Origin of the sequence: Candidatus Ornithobacterium hominis, assembly GCF_951229915.1 — a bacterium.
Classification (GTDB): domain Bacteria; phylum Bacteroidota; class Bacteroidia; order Flavobacteriales; family Weeksellaceae; genus Ornithobacterium; species Ornithobacterium hominis.
In genome coordinates, this window is the sequence record NZ_OX579588.1 from 1,700,220 (window position 1) to 1,718,711 (window position 18,492).

At 36.1% G+C, this 18,492-nt stretch carries 15 protein-coding genes; 10 read left to right on the forward strand and 5 right to left on the reverse strand.

The genetic code is table 11. The features are described from left to right. The first annotated feature begins 48 nt into the window (after positions 1-48). Together QOX03_RS07970 and purE are read left to right on the forward strand one after the other, a co-directional pair. The gene (locus QOX03_RS07970; protein WP_283670708.1) at positions 49-1,140 is read left to right on the forward strand and encodes a 5-(carboxyamino)imidazole ribonucleotide synthase; all 1,092 of its coding nucleotides are present in this window, start codon (positions 49-51) and stop codon (positions 1,138-1,140) included. A 33-nt stretch (positions 1,141-1,173) separates the two neighbouring features. Beyond that, positions 1,174-1,695, forward strand: a complete 522-nt coding sequence (gene purE / locus QOX03_RS07975; protein ID WP_119059147.1) for a 5-(carboxyamino)imidazole ribonucleotide mutase — start codon at positions 1,174-1,176, stop codon at positions 1,693-1,695. Positions 1,696-1,752: 57 nt separating this feature from the next. Here the strand turns inward: purE and QOX03_RS07980 are convergent, their stop codons facing one another. Further along, positions 1,753-3,012, reverse strand: coding sequence for a UDP-N-acetylmuramoyl-tripeptide--D-alanyl-D-alanine ligase (locus tag QOX03_RS07980; RefSeq protein WP_283670709.1), 1,260 nt, complete (start codon positions 3,010-3,012; stop codon positions 1,753-1,755). 53 nt (positions 3,013-3,065) lie between these two features. Beyond that, a complete protein-coding gene (gene gldJ / locus QOX03_RS07985; RefSeq protein WP_283670710.1) occupies positions 3,066-4,700 on the reverse strand; it encodes a gliding motility lipoprotein GldJ in 1,635 nt (544 codons plus the stop codon). Between the two features lie 398 nt (positions 4,701-5,098). Here gldJ and porV point away from each other — a divergent pair, with 398 nt between their 5' ends. Beyond that, entirely contained in the window at positions 5,099-6,271 is a 1,173-nt protein-coding gene (gene porV / locus QOX03_RS07990; protein WP_283670711.1) for a type IX secretion system outer membrane channel protein PorV, read from the forward strand. 240 nt (positions 6,272-6,511) lie between these two features. On the opposite strand, the gene QOX03_RS07995 is transcribed toward porV, so the two are convergent. Next, positions 6,512-7,411 carry a mechanosensitive ion channel family protein gene (locus QOX03_RS07995; protein WP_283670712.1) on the reverse strand — a complete coding sequence of 300 codons (900 nt, stop codon included), beginning with the start codon at positions 7,409-7,411 and terminating at the stop codon, positions 6,512-6,514. A 137-nt stretch (positions 7,412-7,548) separates the two neighbouring features. Between QOX03_RS07995 and QOX03_RS08000 the strand changes: the two genes are divergently transcribed. Together QOX03_RS08000 and QOX03_RS08005 are read left to right on the forward strand one after the other, a co-directional pair. Next, positions 7,549-8,898 carry a dihydrolipoamide acetyltransferase family protein gene (locus tag QOX03_RS08000; RefSeq protein WP_283670713.1) on the forward strand — a complete coding sequence of 450 codons (1,350 nt, stop codon included), beginning with the start codon at positions 7,549-7,551 and terminating at the stop codon, positions 8,896-8,898. A 235-nt stretch (positions 8,899-9,133) separates the two neighbouring features. Continuing rightward, entirely contained in the window at positions 9,134-10,264 is a 1,131-nt protein-coding gene (locus QOX03_RS08005) for an MFS transporter (protein WP_283671755.1), read from the forward strand. Positions 10,265-10,653: 389 nt separating this feature from the next. On the opposite strand, the gene gluP is transcribed toward QOX03_RS08005, so the two are convergent. After that, positions 10,654-11,895, reverse strand: a complete 1,242-nt coding sequence (gene gluP / locus QOX03_RS08010) for a glucose/galactose MFS transporter (protein WP_165846420.1) — start codon at positions 11,893-11,895, stop codon at positions 10,654-10,656. A 225-nt stretch (positions 11,896-12,120) separates the two neighbouring features. Here gluP and QOX03_RS08015 point away from each other — a divergent pair, with 225 nt between their 5' ends. Both QOX03_RS08015 and QOX03_RS08020 read left to right on the forward strand, forming a co-directional pair. After that, positions 12,121-12,639 (forward strand): hypothetical protein, encoded by a 519-nt coding sequence (locus QOX03_RS08015; protein ID WP_119057657.1) that lies wholly within the window; start codon positions 12,121-12,123, stop codon positions 12,637-12,639. 138 nt (positions 12,640-12,777) lie between these two features. Next, positions 12,778-14,424 carry a beta-N-acetylhexosaminidase gene (locus tag QOX03_RS08020; protein WP_283670714.1) on the forward strand — a complete coding sequence of 549 codons (1,647 nt, stop codon included), beginning with the start codon at positions 12,778-12,780 and terminating at the stop codon, positions 14,422-14,424. A 116-nt stretch (positions 14,425-14,540) separates the two neighbouring features. Here the strand turns inward: QOX03_RS08020 and nadE are convergent, their stop codons facing one another. Continuing rightward, complete coding sequence (gene nadE / locus QOX03_RS08025; RefSeq protein WP_119059140.1) at positions 14,541-15,329, reverse strand: NAD(+) synthase; 789 nt, start codon at positions 15,327-15,329, stop codon at positions 14,541-14,543. A 49-nt stretch (positions 15,330-15,378) separates the two neighbouring features. Between nadE and gldB the strand changes: the two genes are divergently transcribed. Genes gldB through QOX03_RS08040 form a run of 3 tightly spaced genes read left to right on the forward strand, consistent with a single transcriptional unit; the run spans position 15,379 to position 18,484 of the window. After that, positions 15,379-16,350: a gliding motility lipoprotein GldB gene (gene gldB / locus QOX03_RS08030; RefSeq protein ID WP_283670715.1), complete on the forward strand. Its 972-nt coding sequence runs from the start codon at positions 15,379-15,381 to the stop codon at positions 16,348-16,350. 2 nt (positions 16,351-16,352) lie between these two features. Continuing rightward, entirely contained in the window at positions 16,353-16,700 is a 348-nt protein-coding gene (gene gldC, locus QOX03_RS08035; RefSeq protein ID WP_283670716.1) for a gliding motility protein GldC, read from the forward strand. 11 nt (positions 16,701-16,711) lie between these two features. Next, a complete protein-coding gene (locus QOX03_RS08040; protein WP_283670717.1) occupies positions 16,712-18,484 on the forward strand; it encodes an ABC transporter ATP-binding protein in 1,773 nt (590 codons plus the stop codon). Positions 18,485-18,492 lie beyond the last annotated feature (8 nt).

Sequence of the window (18,492 nt, forward strand, 5' to 3'; positions counted from 1 at the left end):
CTTTGCGTAAATAACTTGACTATTTTTTTACCAGAAATTATTCTCCTTATGAAAAAAATTGGAATTTTAGGCGGCGGACAACTCGGTAGAATGTTTATACAAAACGCTCTCAACTACCCAGTAGAAATCCATATTCTTGACCCTAATCCCGAAGCTCCATGCAGCAAAATTGCGCATCGGTTTGTCGTTGGTGATTTTAATAACGAGCTAGATGTACTGAATTTTGCAGAGAACGTAGACATTGTAGGAATTGAAATCGAACACGTGAATCTTTCGGCTCTAAAGAAATTGAAAAAACTAGGAAAAACCGTTATCCCCGACCCTGAAGTTTTAGAAATCATTCAAGATAAAGGAATTCAAAAAGATTTTTATTTGAATCATGATATTGCTACAGCTCCACTCAAAGATAAAAATGACTTGCCCAACGTTCAAAAATTGAAAAAAGGCGGCTACGACGGCAAAGGCGTGCAACTCCTGAGTGCTGAAAATTTTGAAAACTGCTGGGGAGAAGATTCCATTTTTGAAGAACAAGCAGATATTCTGATGGAATTGGCAGTTTTAGTCGCTCAAAATCAAAGTGGCGAAACCGCTGTCTACCCCGTAGTTGAACAGGTTTTCAACCCCGAGTATAATTTACTTGATTACTTAATCTCTCCTGCCCGAATTGATGAAGAAACTGCTCAGCAAGCGAAAGATTTAGCTTTGAAGGTCGTCAAAAAACTCAATTCCCCAGGAATTTTTGCTATCGAATTGTTTCTAAATCACGATGGAAGTCTTTGGGTGAATGAAACAGCTCCTCGCGTTCACAACAGTGGGCACGCCACTATCGAAGGAAATTTTTGTTCGCAATTTGATATGATGTTGCGTACCCTGCTCAATTTCCCACTAGGCAATCCTGAGTCAAAACTCAAATCAGCAATGTTCAACCTCATCGGTGCCAGTGGGTATACGGGGAAGGCTAAAATTCAAGGCTTAGAAAAAATTTTGAATTTACCAGGCCATTCCCTACATTGGTATGGCAAAAAAATGACTAAGCCAGGCAGAAAAATGGGGCATTCTACCGTGGTTGCTCAAGATTGGGATGGTGTCATCCAGCAAATTGAAACGATAAAAAAAGAAGTAAAAATTATTTCTGAATAAATTTTTAAAGCCTTAAAAAAAAAATTAAAAATTATGCATATTGAAAACCCACAAGTTAGTATCATCATGGGAAGCCAAAGCGACTTACCTGTGATGAAAGAAGCTACCGAAATTTTAACTGAGCTGGGCATCTCATTTGAGCTTACCTTGATTTCCGCCCACCGAACGCCTCTGCGAATGCTTAAATTTGCAGAAAACGCGCACCTACGCGGTGTGAAGGTCATCATTGCTGGAGCAGGCGGAGCGGCACATCTTCCTGGCATGGTTGCAAGTTTGACTCACTTGCCAGTGATTGGCGTTCCTGTAAAATCCAGTAATTCCATCGATGGGTGGGATAGCATCTTGAGTATCCTCCAAATGCCTAATGGGATTCCTGTGGCCACCGTGGCTTTGAACGCCGCCAAAAATGCTGGCTTGCTAGCGGCAAGAATTCTAGGCTCAACCGATGAAAAAATCGCTCAAAAAATGATGAATTTTCGTGCTGAATTAGAAGAGAAAGTGAATCAAAGTATTGAAGAAATTCGCTTTTCTTACCCCAACGGGTTTGATGTTTAATTTTTTTTAAGGCTAAAAGAATTAGTTTTAGAGCCTATTTAGAATTTAAATAGGCTTTTAAAATTTTATTTTCTCCAAAGTCATTCCTCTAGAACCTTTGACCAAAATCGTGGCTGGAGGTAATGGATTTTCTTTTAAATAATTTTTAAATTCATTTACAGATTTGAATTTCTTGGCTTGCTGTGTTTGAATTTGACTGAAGTTCTCCCCGAGCAAGAAAATTTCATCTAAATCTAATGACTCTGCTAAGTCAGTGATTTTTTGATGTTCGCTTTTGGCATGCCTCCCCAGCTCAAACATATCGCCTAAAATGGCTATTCTCTTGCCTGATTTACTTGCTAAATTTTTCAGTGCCACCTCCATACTTGTAGGGTTGGCGTTGTAGGAATCCATAATAATGGTTAGCTGCTCTTTTTTCACAATTTGTGAACGATTGAGCTGTGGCCAATAATTTTCTATCGCTTTTTTGATGGAATTTAAATTTACTCCAAAATGTAACGCTATACTCACCGCTGCTGCAATATTTATCGCATTGTAATGCCCTGTGAGATGAGAATTAATTTCAGTCTCTCGGAATTCAATTGTTGCGTTTTCAGAATTTTTTAAAGGCTTAAAAAAATAATCTACTTCAGGGTTTTCAAATCCAAATTTTAAGTTTTTAATATTCTTTGTTCGCTGAATTTGAATAGCATCATCAGCATTCACAAAAGCGAAAGCTTTATTTATTCTTAGAAAATCATACAATTCAGACTTGGCTGCAATCACACCCTCTAAGTTCCCAAAGCCTTCTAAATGTGCTTTCCCAAAATTGGTTATGTATCCATGCGTCGGAGCAGCAATGCGAGTAAGTGTTGCAATCTCTTCAGGGTGGTTGGCGCCCATTTCTATCACAGCCATTTCATGTGATTTTTGAATCGAAAGTAAAGTTAACGGCACACCGATGTGATTGTTTAAATTGCCTTGCGTGAAAGCAACTTTAAATTTTGGAGACAAAGCGGTAGCTATCAATTCTTTAGTCGTCGTTTTCCCATTACTCCCTGTGAGTCCAATCACTGGGATGTCTAATTGCTGACGATGAAAATGAGCTAATTCTTGTAGAAACTTCAAGCTATTCTCTACACGATAAATGTTTTCTCCGTCAACTTCTTCATCTACAATTGCAGCTATGGCTCCAGCAGCTATGGCTTGTTTGGCATAGTGATTCCCATTGAAGTTTTCTCCTTTTAAAGCTAAAAAAATCTGTTGTGGTTGAATTGTTCGAGAATCAGTATTAATTCCCAATGATTCTTGGAAAATTTGATAAATTTCTTCTAACATGAATAATAAAAAAGAGGTTGAAAACAACCTCTTATATTTGAGTTTTAATTAATTTATTTAATACCTCTTTTGCTTCTATTTTTGTTTGATTTCATTGGCCCAGTATAATCTTGAGCGACACGGAAACCAACCCAAGCTGCAGAACTTGCCTCGTGCATGTATCTTCTTTGTCCTGGATCTAGCCAGTAGATGTCATCTCTCCAAGAGCCACCTTTTACTACACGCAATTCTTTGCTGATATCGGAGGTTCTTTCTTTGGAGTCTTTATCTAAAATCACACGTCCATCGTCGGTCATTCTAAAGTTTCTCACTGGTGAATTGTACATATCGGCATTGGTATTATCTGGATTTGTTCCTGCTTTACCGACGTCTAATGAAGAACGATAGTCTCCATCATTATAATCTCTAGCGTCTTCTATCATTTCTGTGCGGTAAGAACCTGGCAAGGCCTTGGCTAATAATTGACCATTGCTCAGCGTATCATATTCTATAGCTCCTTCTTGTACGGTTTCATAACCACCTGTTCCATTCGGGATTTTTCTAGTGTAAATGTTACCTCTATAGTAATTAAAATCGTTAGCATCATCATCTATAATGGGACGATAAACATCTGCTGTCCATTCAGCTACATTGCCTAGCATTCCGTATAATCCAAATTCGTTTGACGGGTATTCTTTCACATCGCTAGTGATAGCTGAGCCATCGTTGCCCCATCCTCCGATGCCAGAGTAATCGCCTCTCCCTTGCTTAAAATTGACCATGAAATCGCCACGTTTTCTCCCCTTAGAGTGTCTCAAATCTTCTCCTGCAATTGGCTTACCTTCGTATTGATTGTAAACGCGGTCTGCTGGTAAAGCTAAAGCAGCGTATTCCCATTCTGCTTCGGTCGGTAATCTAAATTTAGGGACTAAGCTTGCATTCATCGTTGAACGATAATTGATTCGTGGATTTGCATTTTTCACTTTAATTTCTTTCATAATTTTGGCCGTATCAATCACGCCATCTCCTTGGAAAACATTATCTGGATCTTGTTGAAATTTCTCTGTGTTGAAATGATTTGCCCCAAAATTTACATCTGGGTTTAAATATAAATCTTTACTCAGGTATCCTTTTTCCATCATTGCTTTTTCGTTAGCCCTATCAGTCAACCAATCGCAGTATCTTTGAGCCTGCAACCATGTAACGCCTACCACGGGGTAATAGTTAAATGAAGGATTTCTCAAATATTCATTGATGAAAATTTCATTTCTGCTTAATTTATTCCCCCACACTAGCGTATCTGGTAATATACCTTTATTAATGTTTTCATTATTGGGGTCGCTACTAGGGAACACGTAAGAAATCCAAGACATGTATTCTTTGTAATCATAGTTAGTCACCTCTGTATCAGCCAAGTAAAATGATCTCACTTGCATACGTCTAGGCGTGTTATTCCAATCTCGCATGACATCGGTTTTTACTTGCCCCATTGTGAAGGTTCCTCCTTCTACATAAACCATCCCTTCAGAAGCTTTTTCTTTTTTCTTGTCGCCAGTAAAAAACCACCCTTTTTTATCATTAGGCTTCCATCCTGTTCGGCTTGTGTAATTTTTGGTGCCTCCGCCACTTTTCACACCACTCTTATTGCCACAAGAAGTGAGGATAAAGGCCAACACCAAACTTAAAACAAAAATGAATTTATTATTCATTTGACTTTCTATTTTCTTAGTTTGTAATATGCAAAGAAAAAAATTTAGTGCGAATTATACAATTTTTTCTAAGCCTTAAAAAATTATTCTTTTATTTTCAATCACTAAATGAAATGTATGCTGTCAAAACAAATTTTAAACCAAGATTAAATTTTATTTCTTTTGAAGCTTAAAAAAACTTCATTCAAAGAAACTAAGGACCAATCATCAAGTTTATTCCTAAAATTCAAATATGATTAAAACAATTATTTTATTTAAATCTTACAAAATAAATTTGTCTATAACCATATCTACCAACTCATTAAAGTTGACTTATTCTAAATCCACAATGGGGAATACGTTTACAGTAATTTAATTATATTTGTTGCGATTTTTATGAATTATTTAATTTCATTACAATGACTCAAAACAAATTTTTATTGTTTCTTTTCCTTGGCGGGATGCTTTGGGGGCAGGCTCAGACTATTCGCCCGGTACGCACGGGGGCTCCTTTTCTTAGAATTTCTCCCGATGCTCGTGCGGGTGGTTTAGGTGATATGGGGGTTGCTACTTCTGCTGATGTTTTTTCTCAGTATTGGAATCCTTCCAAATATGTTTTTTCAGAGGAACATTCTGGCGTGGGAATTTCCTATACGCCTTATCTTAGTAAAATTACTAATGATGTTTTCTTGATGAATGCAGCGTTTCATACTTACTTGGGCGAAAACGAAAGAAGTGCTTTGGGAGCTAGTATTTATTATTTCAACATAGGCCAAGTTGATTTGACGCAATGGGTTGCTGGTAAAATTCAAGATTTGGGAGTAGCCAAACCTAATGAGTTCTCTTTTGATTTATCTTACTCTTTGAAGTTATCTGACCAATTCGGCATGGGGGTAACGGGCAGGTACATCCGCTCTGATTTGTTTAATAATGACCAAAATGCCAACACCTCAGCAGCTAATTCATTCGCTGTGGATTTGAGTGCTTTGTACCAAAGCTATCCGTTTAAACTCGGTGATTTAGATAGTAAAATGCGTTTAGGTATTAATATCAGCAATATTGGGCCAAAGCTAGACTATTATGAATCAGAGGATTACCAAAATTTCTTACCAACTAATCTAAGAATGGGTGGTGTTTTAGATTTAAACCTCGATGATGCTAACAGATTGAGCATTGGGACTGAAATCAATAAACTACTTGTGCCAACGCCTAGCATTCCAGTAGATGCTAATAGTGATGGTATTGCCGACTATTACACTGTGAAAGATGAAGGCGTTATTTCAGGAATCTTTAGCTCACTGAGCGATGCTCCCGATGGATTCTCAGAAGAATTGAAAGAATTCACTTGGGCATTGAGCGGTGAATATGTTTTTCAAGACGCTTTTGCATTCCGTGCAGGGTATTTCCACGAGAGCGAAGTGAAAGGTGCGCGACAATACGCAACTTTGGGTGCGGGGCTAAAGTACAATGCCTTTAGTATTGATTTTTCTTATTTATTCCCGACCAATGACATCAACAACGCGCTTCAAAATACGCTAAGATTTGCTTTAACTTGGAATTTTGGTGGAAAAACTTTTAATAGTAATTACTGATTTTTTTTAAGCCTTATATAAAATTTATTCAAAAAGTGATGAGGAAATTTCATCACTTTTTTTTAAGCCTTAAAAAATTTTTGTGAATGTGTAATTTAGTAATAGGAAATAGAAGAAAGCTCATTTGGTAATCGGGAATTAATGATTTAATAAATGATTCATAAATGTAAATGAAAGATTCATGATTGCTTTACTTTTATCTTAATTTTCCTTGATGAAAAGTCAAAAGATCAAGTGATTTTACAAAGGATTTTTCAGCTGAACAGAAACATTATTCTCATCACTACTCCAGCCCAAGACTTGGTATGGTTTTGGCAAATAGTTTTTGGCCCAGAGCGCATCTTTTACTTTTTGCACCACTTTTCCTTTAGCTATGAGAGATGATTTACGAAACTCGTTTGTACTGACCCAAAAGTAAACTCCTAAAATAACGTTGCTTCGCAGTAATTCTTTCTCTGCAACAAAGGAAGTGTGCGTATGATTCTCCACCACATCTGGTTCTGATTTCAAGATTTCACGAATGATTCTTTTCACATCTTCTAAATCTGCCATGGGCAAAACTTCTACCTGGAAGTCGCAACGGAAGAATCCGTCATCCGTATAGTTTATCACGGGGTTTCTAATTACATCACTATTGGGCAAAAAGACATCTCGCCCATCATATGTCGTTATTTTGGTATAAAGAAATTCTAAAGACTTTATCTGCCCAAAATTTTCACCGATTTTCACCGTATCATTTACATTGAAAGGGCGGTTGAAAGCTAAAATTATTCCCGATAAAAAATTCCCACCAATATCTTTGAATGATAAACCTACAATGATGGCACTGGCCCCCAGTGTGGTGAATAAAAAATTGGTAATGGAATTCAGCCCCGCAGCCTTTAATGCCCAAATGACTGCGAAAATAAAAATCAGCCCTTTGATGATATTCCCTAAAAGTTTGCTCATCAATGGGTCTGTAGTATTGTGAGATATTCTTTTTTTTGCCAATTCCCCTAACCTGATTGAAATTTGGTATCCTAAGATTATAATGATTAAACCCAATATAATACCTGGCACTTGTTCCAAGAATTGCGCCCAGTAGCTGTATAAACTTTTTAGAATTAAATCAACATGAACATTACTTGCATTCAACTCCATAAGAAAGGTGATTTATTGTAGATTCAAAATTATTAATTAGCTCTCAAAAGAAAAGAATTTCATTTATTTTTTATAAAGCTTTTAGAAATTTTTACAATAACGCCCGTGATTTCCTATCTTTGTGTAAAAGCAAAGCTATGGCAGAACATAAAGTTATTTTACCCTCTATGGGCGAAGGCGTGATGGAAGCTACTGTGACTGGGTGGCTCAAACAAGTCGGAGATAAAATCGAAGAAGATGAATCTATTGTAGAAATCGCAACCGATAAGGTAGATTCTGATGTTCCTGCTACAGCTAGCGGGATTCTAAAAGAAATTCTTGTGCAGGTAGATCAAATTGCCAAAGTAGGTGAAGCTATCGCTATAATAAAAACCGAAGATTCTAGCGAAGAGAGCTCCTCTCCTAGTGAAAACTCTAAGGAAATCTCTACCGAAGTCGAAGAAGAAGTGGCGGAAGCGGCAAAAGAACTGGAGGCTGCTATTCAGTCCAAGAAAACAACTCACACCTTTGCTTCGCAAGAAGGCGAGCAATTCTTATCTCCCCTCGTGCGTTCTATGGCTAAAGAAGAAAACATTTCAGCAGAGGAGCTCAAAAACATTTCGGGCAGTGGATTGAATGGTAGAATTACAAAAGCAGATATTCAGAATTATTTAGAAAATCGTTCTAAAACTTCAGAAAAATCAATTCAAAACACTACAAATCAAGCTACTAATCAACAAGCTCAAGCCACAACTCCACAAAAAACTCAAGCAACTGCTCAGCCAGTAATCGCAGGATCTAATGAAGAAATTATTCAAATGGATCGTATGCGAAAAATTATTGCCGAGCATATGGTTGCCAGCAAACAAACTTCTCCTCACGTCACTAGCTTTGTAGAAACGGATATGACAAATGTTGTCTTGTGGAGAAATAAAATCAAAAAAGAATTTCAGCAGCGTGAAGGCGAAAAAATCACCTTTATGCCCATCATCATTCAAGCAATTGTAAAGGCCATCAAAGATTTCCCGATGATTAATATTTCTGTAAATGGAGACCAAATCATCAAGAAAAATAACATCAACATTGGCATTGCTGCTGCTCGCCCAGATGGGAATTTAATTGTACCCGTTATCAAAAATGCTGACCAGTTTAGCTTAGTAGGGTTGACAAAAAAAATCAATGACTTGGCCTACAGAGCAAAGAACAATCAGCTAAAACCCGATGAAATAAAGGGTGGAACTTACACTGTTTCTAACATTGGAAGCTTTGGTAATATTTTGGGTACACCAATCATCAACCAACCAGAAGTTGCCATCATGGCAGTAGGTGCCATCGAAAAAAAACCTGCCGTCATCGAAACACCACAAGGTGACTTGATTGGGATTCGCCACAAAATGTACCTCTCTCACTCGTACGACCACCGCGTGGTAGACGGTGCTCTAGGCGGCATGTTTGTGAAACGTGTTTCAGATTATTTAGAGAATTTTGATATAAATCAAGAAATTTAAGCTTTATCTTACTTTTATGAAATCTCTTTTTAGTCATCAAATTGAAAAGAGATTTTTTTTAAGCCTTCAAAAATTAAGAATAAATATGATTTTTTTAAGGCTTTAAAAATTTTATCAAAGACTAATTTCTTTATCAAAATTAAATGAACTAAATTTAGTCTTTAATTAAATAATATTTACAATGAATAAAAGTACCGTTTGGAAGCTGATTCCTATGATGTTTAGCTTCTTCATCATGGGTTTTGTAGACTTGGTGGGCATTGCAACCAATTACATGAAAGAGGATTTTAAGCTGACCGAAAGCATGGCAGGGCTGCTACCATCTATGGTTTTTCTATGGTTTTTGATCTTTTCCATCCCTACAGGAATTTTAATGAACAAAATCGGACGAAAAAATACGGTTTTACTCAGTTTAGTCATCACTATTTTGGCGCTAGCCATTCCTTTTATTTCATATAATTACGGAATGATGTTGATTTTCTGCTGCCTTCTCGGGATTGGGAACACTCTACTACAAGTGTCACTCAACCCTTTGATTTCAAGCGTAGTAACTGGCGACAAACTAGCAAGCTCTTTAACTTTTGGTCAATTTTTAAAAGCAATTGCTTCTTTTTCTGCTCCCATCATTGCAGTTTGGGCAGCTACGTCTTTGAATGACTGGAAGCTATTGTTCCCTATTTTTATGGTTATTTCGATTTTAGCTGTAATTTTACTAGGCATCACCAAAGTCAACGAACCTGATAAAAGCATCAAAACCTCTTCGTTTTCTGATTGCTTTAAATTATTGGGTGATCAAACCATTCTACTTTGTTTTATAGGCATTTTATGTACCGTTGGGCTAGATGTTGGGGTAAACGTAATGGCACCTAAATTGTTTATCGAACGCCTAGGTTGGTCGATAGAAAAAGCTGGTTACGCAACGAGTGTTTATTTTCTTTTCAGAACGATTGGCAGTTTTTTAGGTGCATTTATTTTGGCTAAATTTTCTTCTAGAATTTTCTATATCATCAGTGTTGCTTGTATATTCATCGCACTTAGCCTTCTATTTGTAGCGCAAAATGATGCTATTTTATACTTTGACGTTGCCATTTTATACTCTGCCATTGCCATTATCGGGTTTGGGAACGCTAATTTGTTTTCAATTTTCTTCTCCAAAGCTTTATTAAACAAGCCAAATCATCAGAATGAAGTTTCTGGTTTGATGGTGATGGGCATTTCTGGTGGAGCAATATTTCCTTTATTAATGGGATTTGCAGCCGATGCTTTGCAGTCTCAAAACGCCGCTGTGATTGTGCTTTGTTTTACGGCTCTTTACTTTTTGGTAATGATTCCTAAATTAAAATCTGCTCCTTCTGAACTTAAGTAAAAAATAAAGTTCAATAGATTATAAACTAAAGCTGCTATTTCTCTAAGCAGCTTTTCTTTTCTCATTTTTTAAGAACTTATTTTAAATTTTATAATTTCACTAATCACCTGAGTCTGATTAACATCAAACTTCATAAACAGCTATTATTAGTTAGCGTTTAGATTTCTCCTCAATGAGAAAACTTTGAGTGGTTTGATGAAAATTATCTCAAAATTCATCTACATAACAAAAAATATTCATATCTCTGCCAAGGTTAATCATGAGAAATAGCTACTTAAATATTTGAATTTCAAAAAACTTAAATATACAGTTGTTTCTCTTTTTTATAAAAAAAACCTTAAAGCTTTAAACTTCAAGGTTTTTTTTAGTCAAATGAAATGATAAGGTTTTTATTTTCTGATTTTGTGCCCTGCCATTCCATAGAATAAGATGAACAAGAAACAAGGCAAGCATAGCCAATAAGCATTTTGCATACCAAAAGAATCTTTTAACCAACCAAATATCAATGGCAATACGGCTCCACCAGCGATAGCCATCGTTAGCAAAGATGCGCCTGTTTTTGTAAACTTCCCAAGACCATCCATCGCCAGCGGCCAGATGGCAGGCCACATAAGTGAACAACCTAACGCCATAAATGAAATAAAGTAAATCGAGTAAGCTGCAGGAGCTAAAACAACTGCTAAAGTACCAAAAATGGCTAGTAAAGAACAGATTTTCAGTGCTAAAGATTGCGTAATCACTTTTGGAATGAGAATTGCTCCGCAAATATACCCAATCACCATACCGATAGATGGGATAAAGGATGCTAATTCTCCAATTCTGAAATCTGAACCTAAAACTGTTTTATCATTGATTCCCAGCTCATTAGAGTAATCAACCATTGTCGCTAATGAAATTGTTTCTACCCCTACATAAAAGAATAGTGCTACTGCCCCCAAAATCAGATGCGGAAAATCAAAAATAGATTTTTTAGTTGCAAAGTTTGTTTCAGAAGCCAAAGTCAAATCTTCTTCATCTTCCCCTTTAGCTTTCACTTCTGGTAGCGGTGCGACCAAAGAGATAATGCCTAAAAGCAAAAATACACCTACAATGATGTAAAATGGTAATGCTAAGTCTGATGTTTCTACCAATTGGATCTCTTTACCAATCACGAAAGCCAAAAAGAGCGGTGCAATCGGCCAAGCCAATTTATTGCAAATCCCCATGATACTGATTCTTTTTGCGGCACTTTCTATCGGCCCCAAAATCGTTGCATACGGGTTTACCGAAGCTTGTAAATAGGCGTTTGCCGTACCACTGACGAATGAAGCAATTAAAAATAAAATGAAGCTTTCAGCCTTAGCAGATGGAATAAAAAGCCCAAAAGCCACAGCAAAAAGCAAAAAAGAAAAAGCCATGGTTTTTTTGTAGCCTATTTTTTTAATCAATAAAGAAGCTGGGTATCCAAAAATTAAAAATGGAATGAATGTCGCTGCCAGTAGCATATAGCTTTCTGCTGACGAGATGCTTAGTTTACCTTTGAGCACAGGAATCAGATAGGAGTTGATGCCGAGTGCAAATCCGATAGAAAAAAACATAAGCCCAATGAATGCGAGCGGAACTACGTAGTTTTGTTTACTTGTATTAGTCATACTTCAAGTTATAAATGTTAATAATTTTTAATCTAAAAAATGATTAGCAATTTAAGAAAAACTTTTGATTTTACTCCATTAAGAATTTGCTTAAATTTTAACGAAAATTTAAAATGATTTTAAAATACTTCTCTTTTTCAAAAAAATAGATCTTTCCTGTTTTATAATTCAATAGATTTCTTATATTCGCAGCGTAATAAAAAACACTTCAGTTACTTAAATAAAATGATTGGCACAATTGAATTCTTCCACCCAGAAGAAACCTTGATTTACCATGTAGAAAAATCTTTCTGCAAAGTTGTTTTCCTCAGAAAAAAAAATTGTTTAGTCTTAGAAATCGAATCCAGCGAAGATTTAGATCACATGGCCGAAGATTCATTGCAAAATGAATTTCCTAAAGTAATTTTGAATATTGATGATTTCCCTATTTCTTTTGATAATAAGAGAAAACTCATCGGCAATACGATAGAAATTCCCTTCAGTACTGTAGAAGAAGAGGATGAGGATGGTGAAATAGAAGAGATATTCTACACCAATTTGGCCGTAGGACAAGAAGATTATGAGATTGATAACAATCTACTTAAATTCTCTAAAGATGCTCAGGGAAATCTTTTTCTAAACTGGGAAGGCGAAGTACAGGATTTTACTCAGTCGACAGATGAGCTAGTGAAATTTAAGGTAAAGTGTAGCTTGGCTGACCAGAAAATTCAAATCAAAGAAGATTTTTACGCCGAAAGTAAGTAATTTTTTTTAAGCCTTAAAAAATTTAAGGCTGAATTTCTTTCAGATATTAAAAAAAAATAATTTTCTTTTTTTAAGGCTTAAAAAATTTCAGAATAAGGCAATATTTTGTACTTTTAGTCAAATTTAATTTTTTGACTAATGAAGAGTATTATTCCATTATTTCTGCTATTTTTTTTAGCAGCTTGTTCGACTTCGCAAATCGCGAAAAAAACAACGCCTGAAATTCAAGCAGCAAAAGCAAATTCTATCAAGGATTTTAAAATCATTCCTTTACCCAAAAGCATTACCCCTACAGAAGGGCAGTTTAGCTTAAATTCATCTACACGCATCTTTGCTGAAAAGGGGTTAGCCAAAGAAGCTGATTTTCTTCAATCGTATTTGCAATTACAGACTGGCTTAAATTTATCTGTTGCGGCAAATAAAGCTTCTAAAAATCAAATTGTTTTAAGTTTAGACTCTGGCATTTCTGGTGAAGAGGCTTATACCTTAGCGATTAATCCCAATGAAATTGAAATCAAAGCTTCTACCGCAAAGGGGATTTTCTACGGTATACAAACATTGCGTCAGTTTTTCACTGATGGTTTAAACGCTCCAGCGGGTAAAATCGTTGATGAACCACGTTTTGTTTATCGTGGTATGCATTTAGACGTTGGACGCCATTTTTACCCTGTTTCATTCATCAAAAAATACATTGATATTTTAGCTTTGCACAAGATGAACAATTTCCACTGGCACTTGACTGAGGACCAAGGTTGGCGTCTTGAAATCAAAAAATACCCGAAATTAACTGAAATAGGTGCTTACCGTGCTGAGACAGCTGTTGAGAAAAATTTTCCTCATTCTGGTACAAATCAAGAGTATAAAGGTGACGGCAAAAGATATGGCGGATTCTACACTCAAGAGGAAGCTAAAGAAATTGTAAGATATGCAGCTGAAAGACACATTAATGTGATTCCTGAAATTGAAATGCCTGGACACGCAACTGCTGCTTTAGCGAGTTACCCAGAATTGGGAAATAATACTGGTCCTTATGAAGTCATCAAATGGTGGGGCGTCTTTGACCAAATTTACGCACCTAAAGAGGAAACTTTTAAATTTTTGGAAGATGTTCTTTTAGAAGTTTTTGAAATTTTCCCGAGCGAATACATCCACATCGGTGGTGATGAAGCGCCTAAGAAAGAATGGAAAAATAGTGCTCAGGCTCAGGCTGTCATCAAAAGAGAAGGGCTAAAAGATGAGCATGAACTGCAAAGTTATTTCATTCAGCGTATGGAAAAATTCATCAATGCCCATGGTAGAAAAATCATCGGCTGGGATGAAATTTTGGAAGGTGGTTTGGCGCCAAACGCTACCGTAATGAGCTGGAGAGGAACTCAAGGTGGAATCCATGCGGCAAAAGAAAATCATGATGTCATTATGACTCCGACTGATTTCTTATACTTTGATTATTACCAAGATAAAAAAGATGCTGAGACCAAAACTCCTTTTGGTATTGGTGGGTTGGTAACTCCTGAGAAAACTTACTCATTTAACCCCATGCCCGAGGAGTTGAGTGCTGATAAGCAAAAGCATATTCTAGGTGCACAAGGAAACATCTGGACTGAATACATCAAAGATGGAAATCATGTTGAGTATATGCTGTTACCAAGATTAGGTGCTTTGTCTGAAGTCGACTGGACGCCTAATGAGCTAAAAAATTATAAAGATTGGAAAAATAGAATGCAAAATTTGAAATTCATTTATGATAAAATGGATTTAAACTATGCTCCTTATATTTTTGAATAATTTTTTAAGGCTTAGAAAAAATTTGAAATCCGTAGTTTTATTAGGCTACGGATTTTTTTTCAATCCAAATTTGAATTATCGAGATAAATAAAATTTTATTAAGCCTTAGAAAAAAATCATCTTAATTCCTTTGGAATTTTAGCCACTGGTATCGGGTTTACTTTATGCTGCATTGCTTTATTCAATCGCTGAAAAATGGCTAAAACTTCTTTTTGCCGTTCAGTTAAATCAGTCGGTTTTTTTTGACTTCCCAGCAGCACATTCATTGCCCATTCCAACTCATCGTAGCTAGCGCCAATTTGGTCTTCATCGGTTCGATTATCCTCCCACAGGCCATCAGTGGGTTTTGCTTGCTGAATGCTTGATATAATGTTTAGTTCTTTTGCTATTTCATAAACTTCACTTTTCATCAAATCCGCAATGGGCGAAATATCAACTCCTCCGTCACCATATTTAGTAAAGAAGCCAACACCAAAATCTTCAATTTTATTTCCCGTGCCAGTAACCAAGTAATGGTGAATTCCAGCGTAATAATATAGTGTTGCCATTCTCAGTCGTGCTCGGGTATTGGCCAAGCTCAACAAAGTTTGCTCTTGATTCTCTGGCTCTACAACTTTTACAAATTCATCAAAAGTTGAAGTCAAATCCAAACTTAAACTTTCTACATTATCAAATTTACTTTTCAGCCAAGTTATATGCTCTAGCCCCCGACTTTGTTGGTCTTTTTTTTGATGAATTGGCATGTCGATAACTAGAGTAGGCAAGCCTGTTTTGGCCGCCAAAGTGGAGGTTACGGCGCTATCAATCCCTCCAGAAATGCCAATAACTAGACCTTTCTGCCTCGCACTGAGCGTGTAATCTTTCATCCATTGCGTAATAAAATCTATCACCTGATTTGTTCTCATTATTTTCTATTTTTGTAAAAAATCGGTAAGCGTATTTTTCATGAATTTTATGAATAAAATCTCTGCAATAATTGTGCTTTTATGTTTACTCACCAGCTGCGTAAAAGAAAAAAATCCTTGGGCTACCAAAACAAAAATTCAACCTATTGATTTTGAGTGGCATGACATCTCAGCTATTTATTTTGATTTAGCGGTAAGCAATCAAAAATTACAAGAAACTTACCCTGATTTTTTTGGAAACATTCCAGATTCAATTCTTTCAAATAGAAGAGAAGATTCTTTGGCACTTGATTTCCACCGAGAAGTACAGCAAAAAATTTCGCTAAAGCAAGTTCAGGATTCTTTAGCTGATTTGTTTGGTTACATCAAAGATTTTCAGGAAGATTTTGCCGCTCCCAGCGTTTATTCATTTACTGGAGAGATGCCTTATTTGAACCCCATAGCTTACTTTAAGCAAACGCATGATTTGGTTATCGGGTTAGATTGGTTTTTGGGGAAAGAGGAAAATTTATATGAGAAAGTTGGTATCCCACATTATTTGCGCAAGCGCATGGATTTTGAGCAATTTAAGCTCAGAGTTGCTGAGAATATAGCTCGGCAAATGGTTCCGTATGAAATTCATCAGAGAAAATTTTTAGACCAAATAATCTACGAAGGCAAAATTATTGCTCTGATGAAACGGTTTTGCCCGCAGTATTCAGATTCAGAATTATTAGATTATACGGATGAAAGTATGCAATGGCTCAGCGATAACGAGGCAGAAGTTTATCTTTATTTTACCGAAAACGATTTGTTGTTTAGCGATAATCATCAATTGAGCGAAAGATTTATTTACCCTGCCCCATTTTCTAAATTTTATTTGGAAAATGATGCAAATACACCTGGTAGAGTTGGCGTATGGATGGGCTGGCAAATCATTAAAAATTATCTAAAAGATAATTCTGAAATTACTTTAAAAGAACTGATTTACGAAAAACAAAGTGAAGAGATTTTTCAAAAATCAGGATATAAACCTCAATGAAAATGAAAAAATCAGAAAATCAAGAAAAGAAATCTAATATTTCTGTAGAAATTAGTTTAGATGAAAATCATGTACCTGACCGTCTGGAGTGGTCTGCCCCAGATGGCGGCATCAACCATCAGCCTACCAAAGCGGTAATGCTTTCCTTTTGGGATGAGACTAAAAAAGAAGCTTTGAGAATTGATTTGTGGACAAAAGATATGCCTATAGATGATATGAAGATTTTTTTTCATCAAGTTTTTGTTTCGATGTCTAATTCTTATGAGAATGCCACAAGCGACAAAAATACGGCTAAGCTGATTCGTGAATTTGCTGAAACTTATGCAAAAGCTTCTGAAATTATTGATTAATCTAATATCAGATGAAAGAGCTATGGACATTAAATAAACATCTTGCTAAATACAAATGGCGTCTTTTGGTGGGTGTTCTCATCATCATCGTGTTAAATTTTTTATCGGTTTACACGGTTCGTTTTGTTGGTGATGCGATCAACTTTATAGAAGAAATCATTCTAGCAAGAGACAAAGATTCCAAACATATTCAGCAGCTGTTAAAATATGGTGCCATCATTATAGGACTGCCCATCATTGCTGGATTTTTACAATTTTTAATGCGCCAAACATTGATTGTTACTTCTCGCTACATTGAATTCGACTTGAAAAACACCATTTATCAACATTATCAGTTTTTAGATTTAAATTTTTATAAATCCCACCGCATCGGTGATTTAATGAATCGAATCAGTGAAGATGTTGGCTACGTTCGGCAATATTTAGGCCCAGGTATTATGTACCCCATCAATCTTGTTTGTTTAACGATTATTTTAATCGTTGAGATGCTTCGTGTAGATCAGGTCATGACCATTTATACACTCATCTCTTTACCATTTTTATCGGGGTTGGTCTATTTGCTGAGTAGTCACATCAATAAAAAAAGTCAAATCGTGCAAGCAGAGCAATCAAATATTTCTGCCTTTGTACAAGATATTTTTTCTGGTATTCATGTGGTTAAATCCTATAACCAATCCAATACAGTTAAAAGAAATTATAATATAAAAGCAAAAACTTACAAGAAAAAATCTATTGAGCTGGCTAATATTGAGGCTTTCTTCACTCCGCTAATAATTATTGTGATTGGGCTGAGTCAAATTTTAATTCTATACATGGGCGGGATACGCTACATCAAGGGTGAAATTAGCGAAATAGGAACTTTAGCTCAATTTTTCATGTACCTAAATATGCTTATATGGCCATTCACATCATTGGGTTGGGTTTCGATGGTCATTCAACGAGCAGAGGCATCTATGCTACGCATCAATGAGTTTCTCAATACCAAACCTGCTGTTTTCAACACTAATTCTAAAGACTTTCAACTAATAGGTAAAATTGAATTTAGGGATGTTTCTTATACGCATAAAAATACAGGAATTTTGGCCATCAATCACTTAAGTTTTACTTTAATGCCTGGTAAAACTTTAGCTATTTTGGGCAAAACTGGCTCAGGAAAGACAACTTTGGCACAACTCATCGTTCGATTATTTGACCCTGATGAAGGTCAAGTTTTGCTTGATGACCAAGATGTAAAAGATTTAAATTTAGCTTCTCTACGCCAGCAGATTGGGTTTGTGCCACAAGAAGCCTTTTTATTCTCTGACACTTTGGCTGAAAATTTACTTTTTGCTTTGGATGAGAAAGACCTCAGCAAAGCAAAAGAATATGCTAAAAAAGCTGATGTGCATGAGAATATAGTGCATTTTTCTCAAGGTTATGAAACTAAAGTTGGTGAACGCGGCGTTACCTTATCGGGTGGGCAAAAACAGAGAATTTCTATTGCACGCGCTTTAATCAAGCAACCTAAAATTTTAATCTTTGATGATAGTTTGTCTGCCGTAGATACTGAAACTGAGGAAAACATTTTGCAGAACATCAATTCCGAAACAGAAGATAAAACCACGCTCATCATTACTCACCGAGTATCTTCTGCTAAAAACGCTGACCGCATTATCTACTTAGAAAATGGGAGAATTAAAGAAGAAGGGACGCACCAAGAGCTGCTCGAGCTAAATGGGGAGTACCAAAAACTTTATCAGATGCAAATAGAAAATAATACGCATTATTTTAAAGGCTTAGATTAATTTTTTTT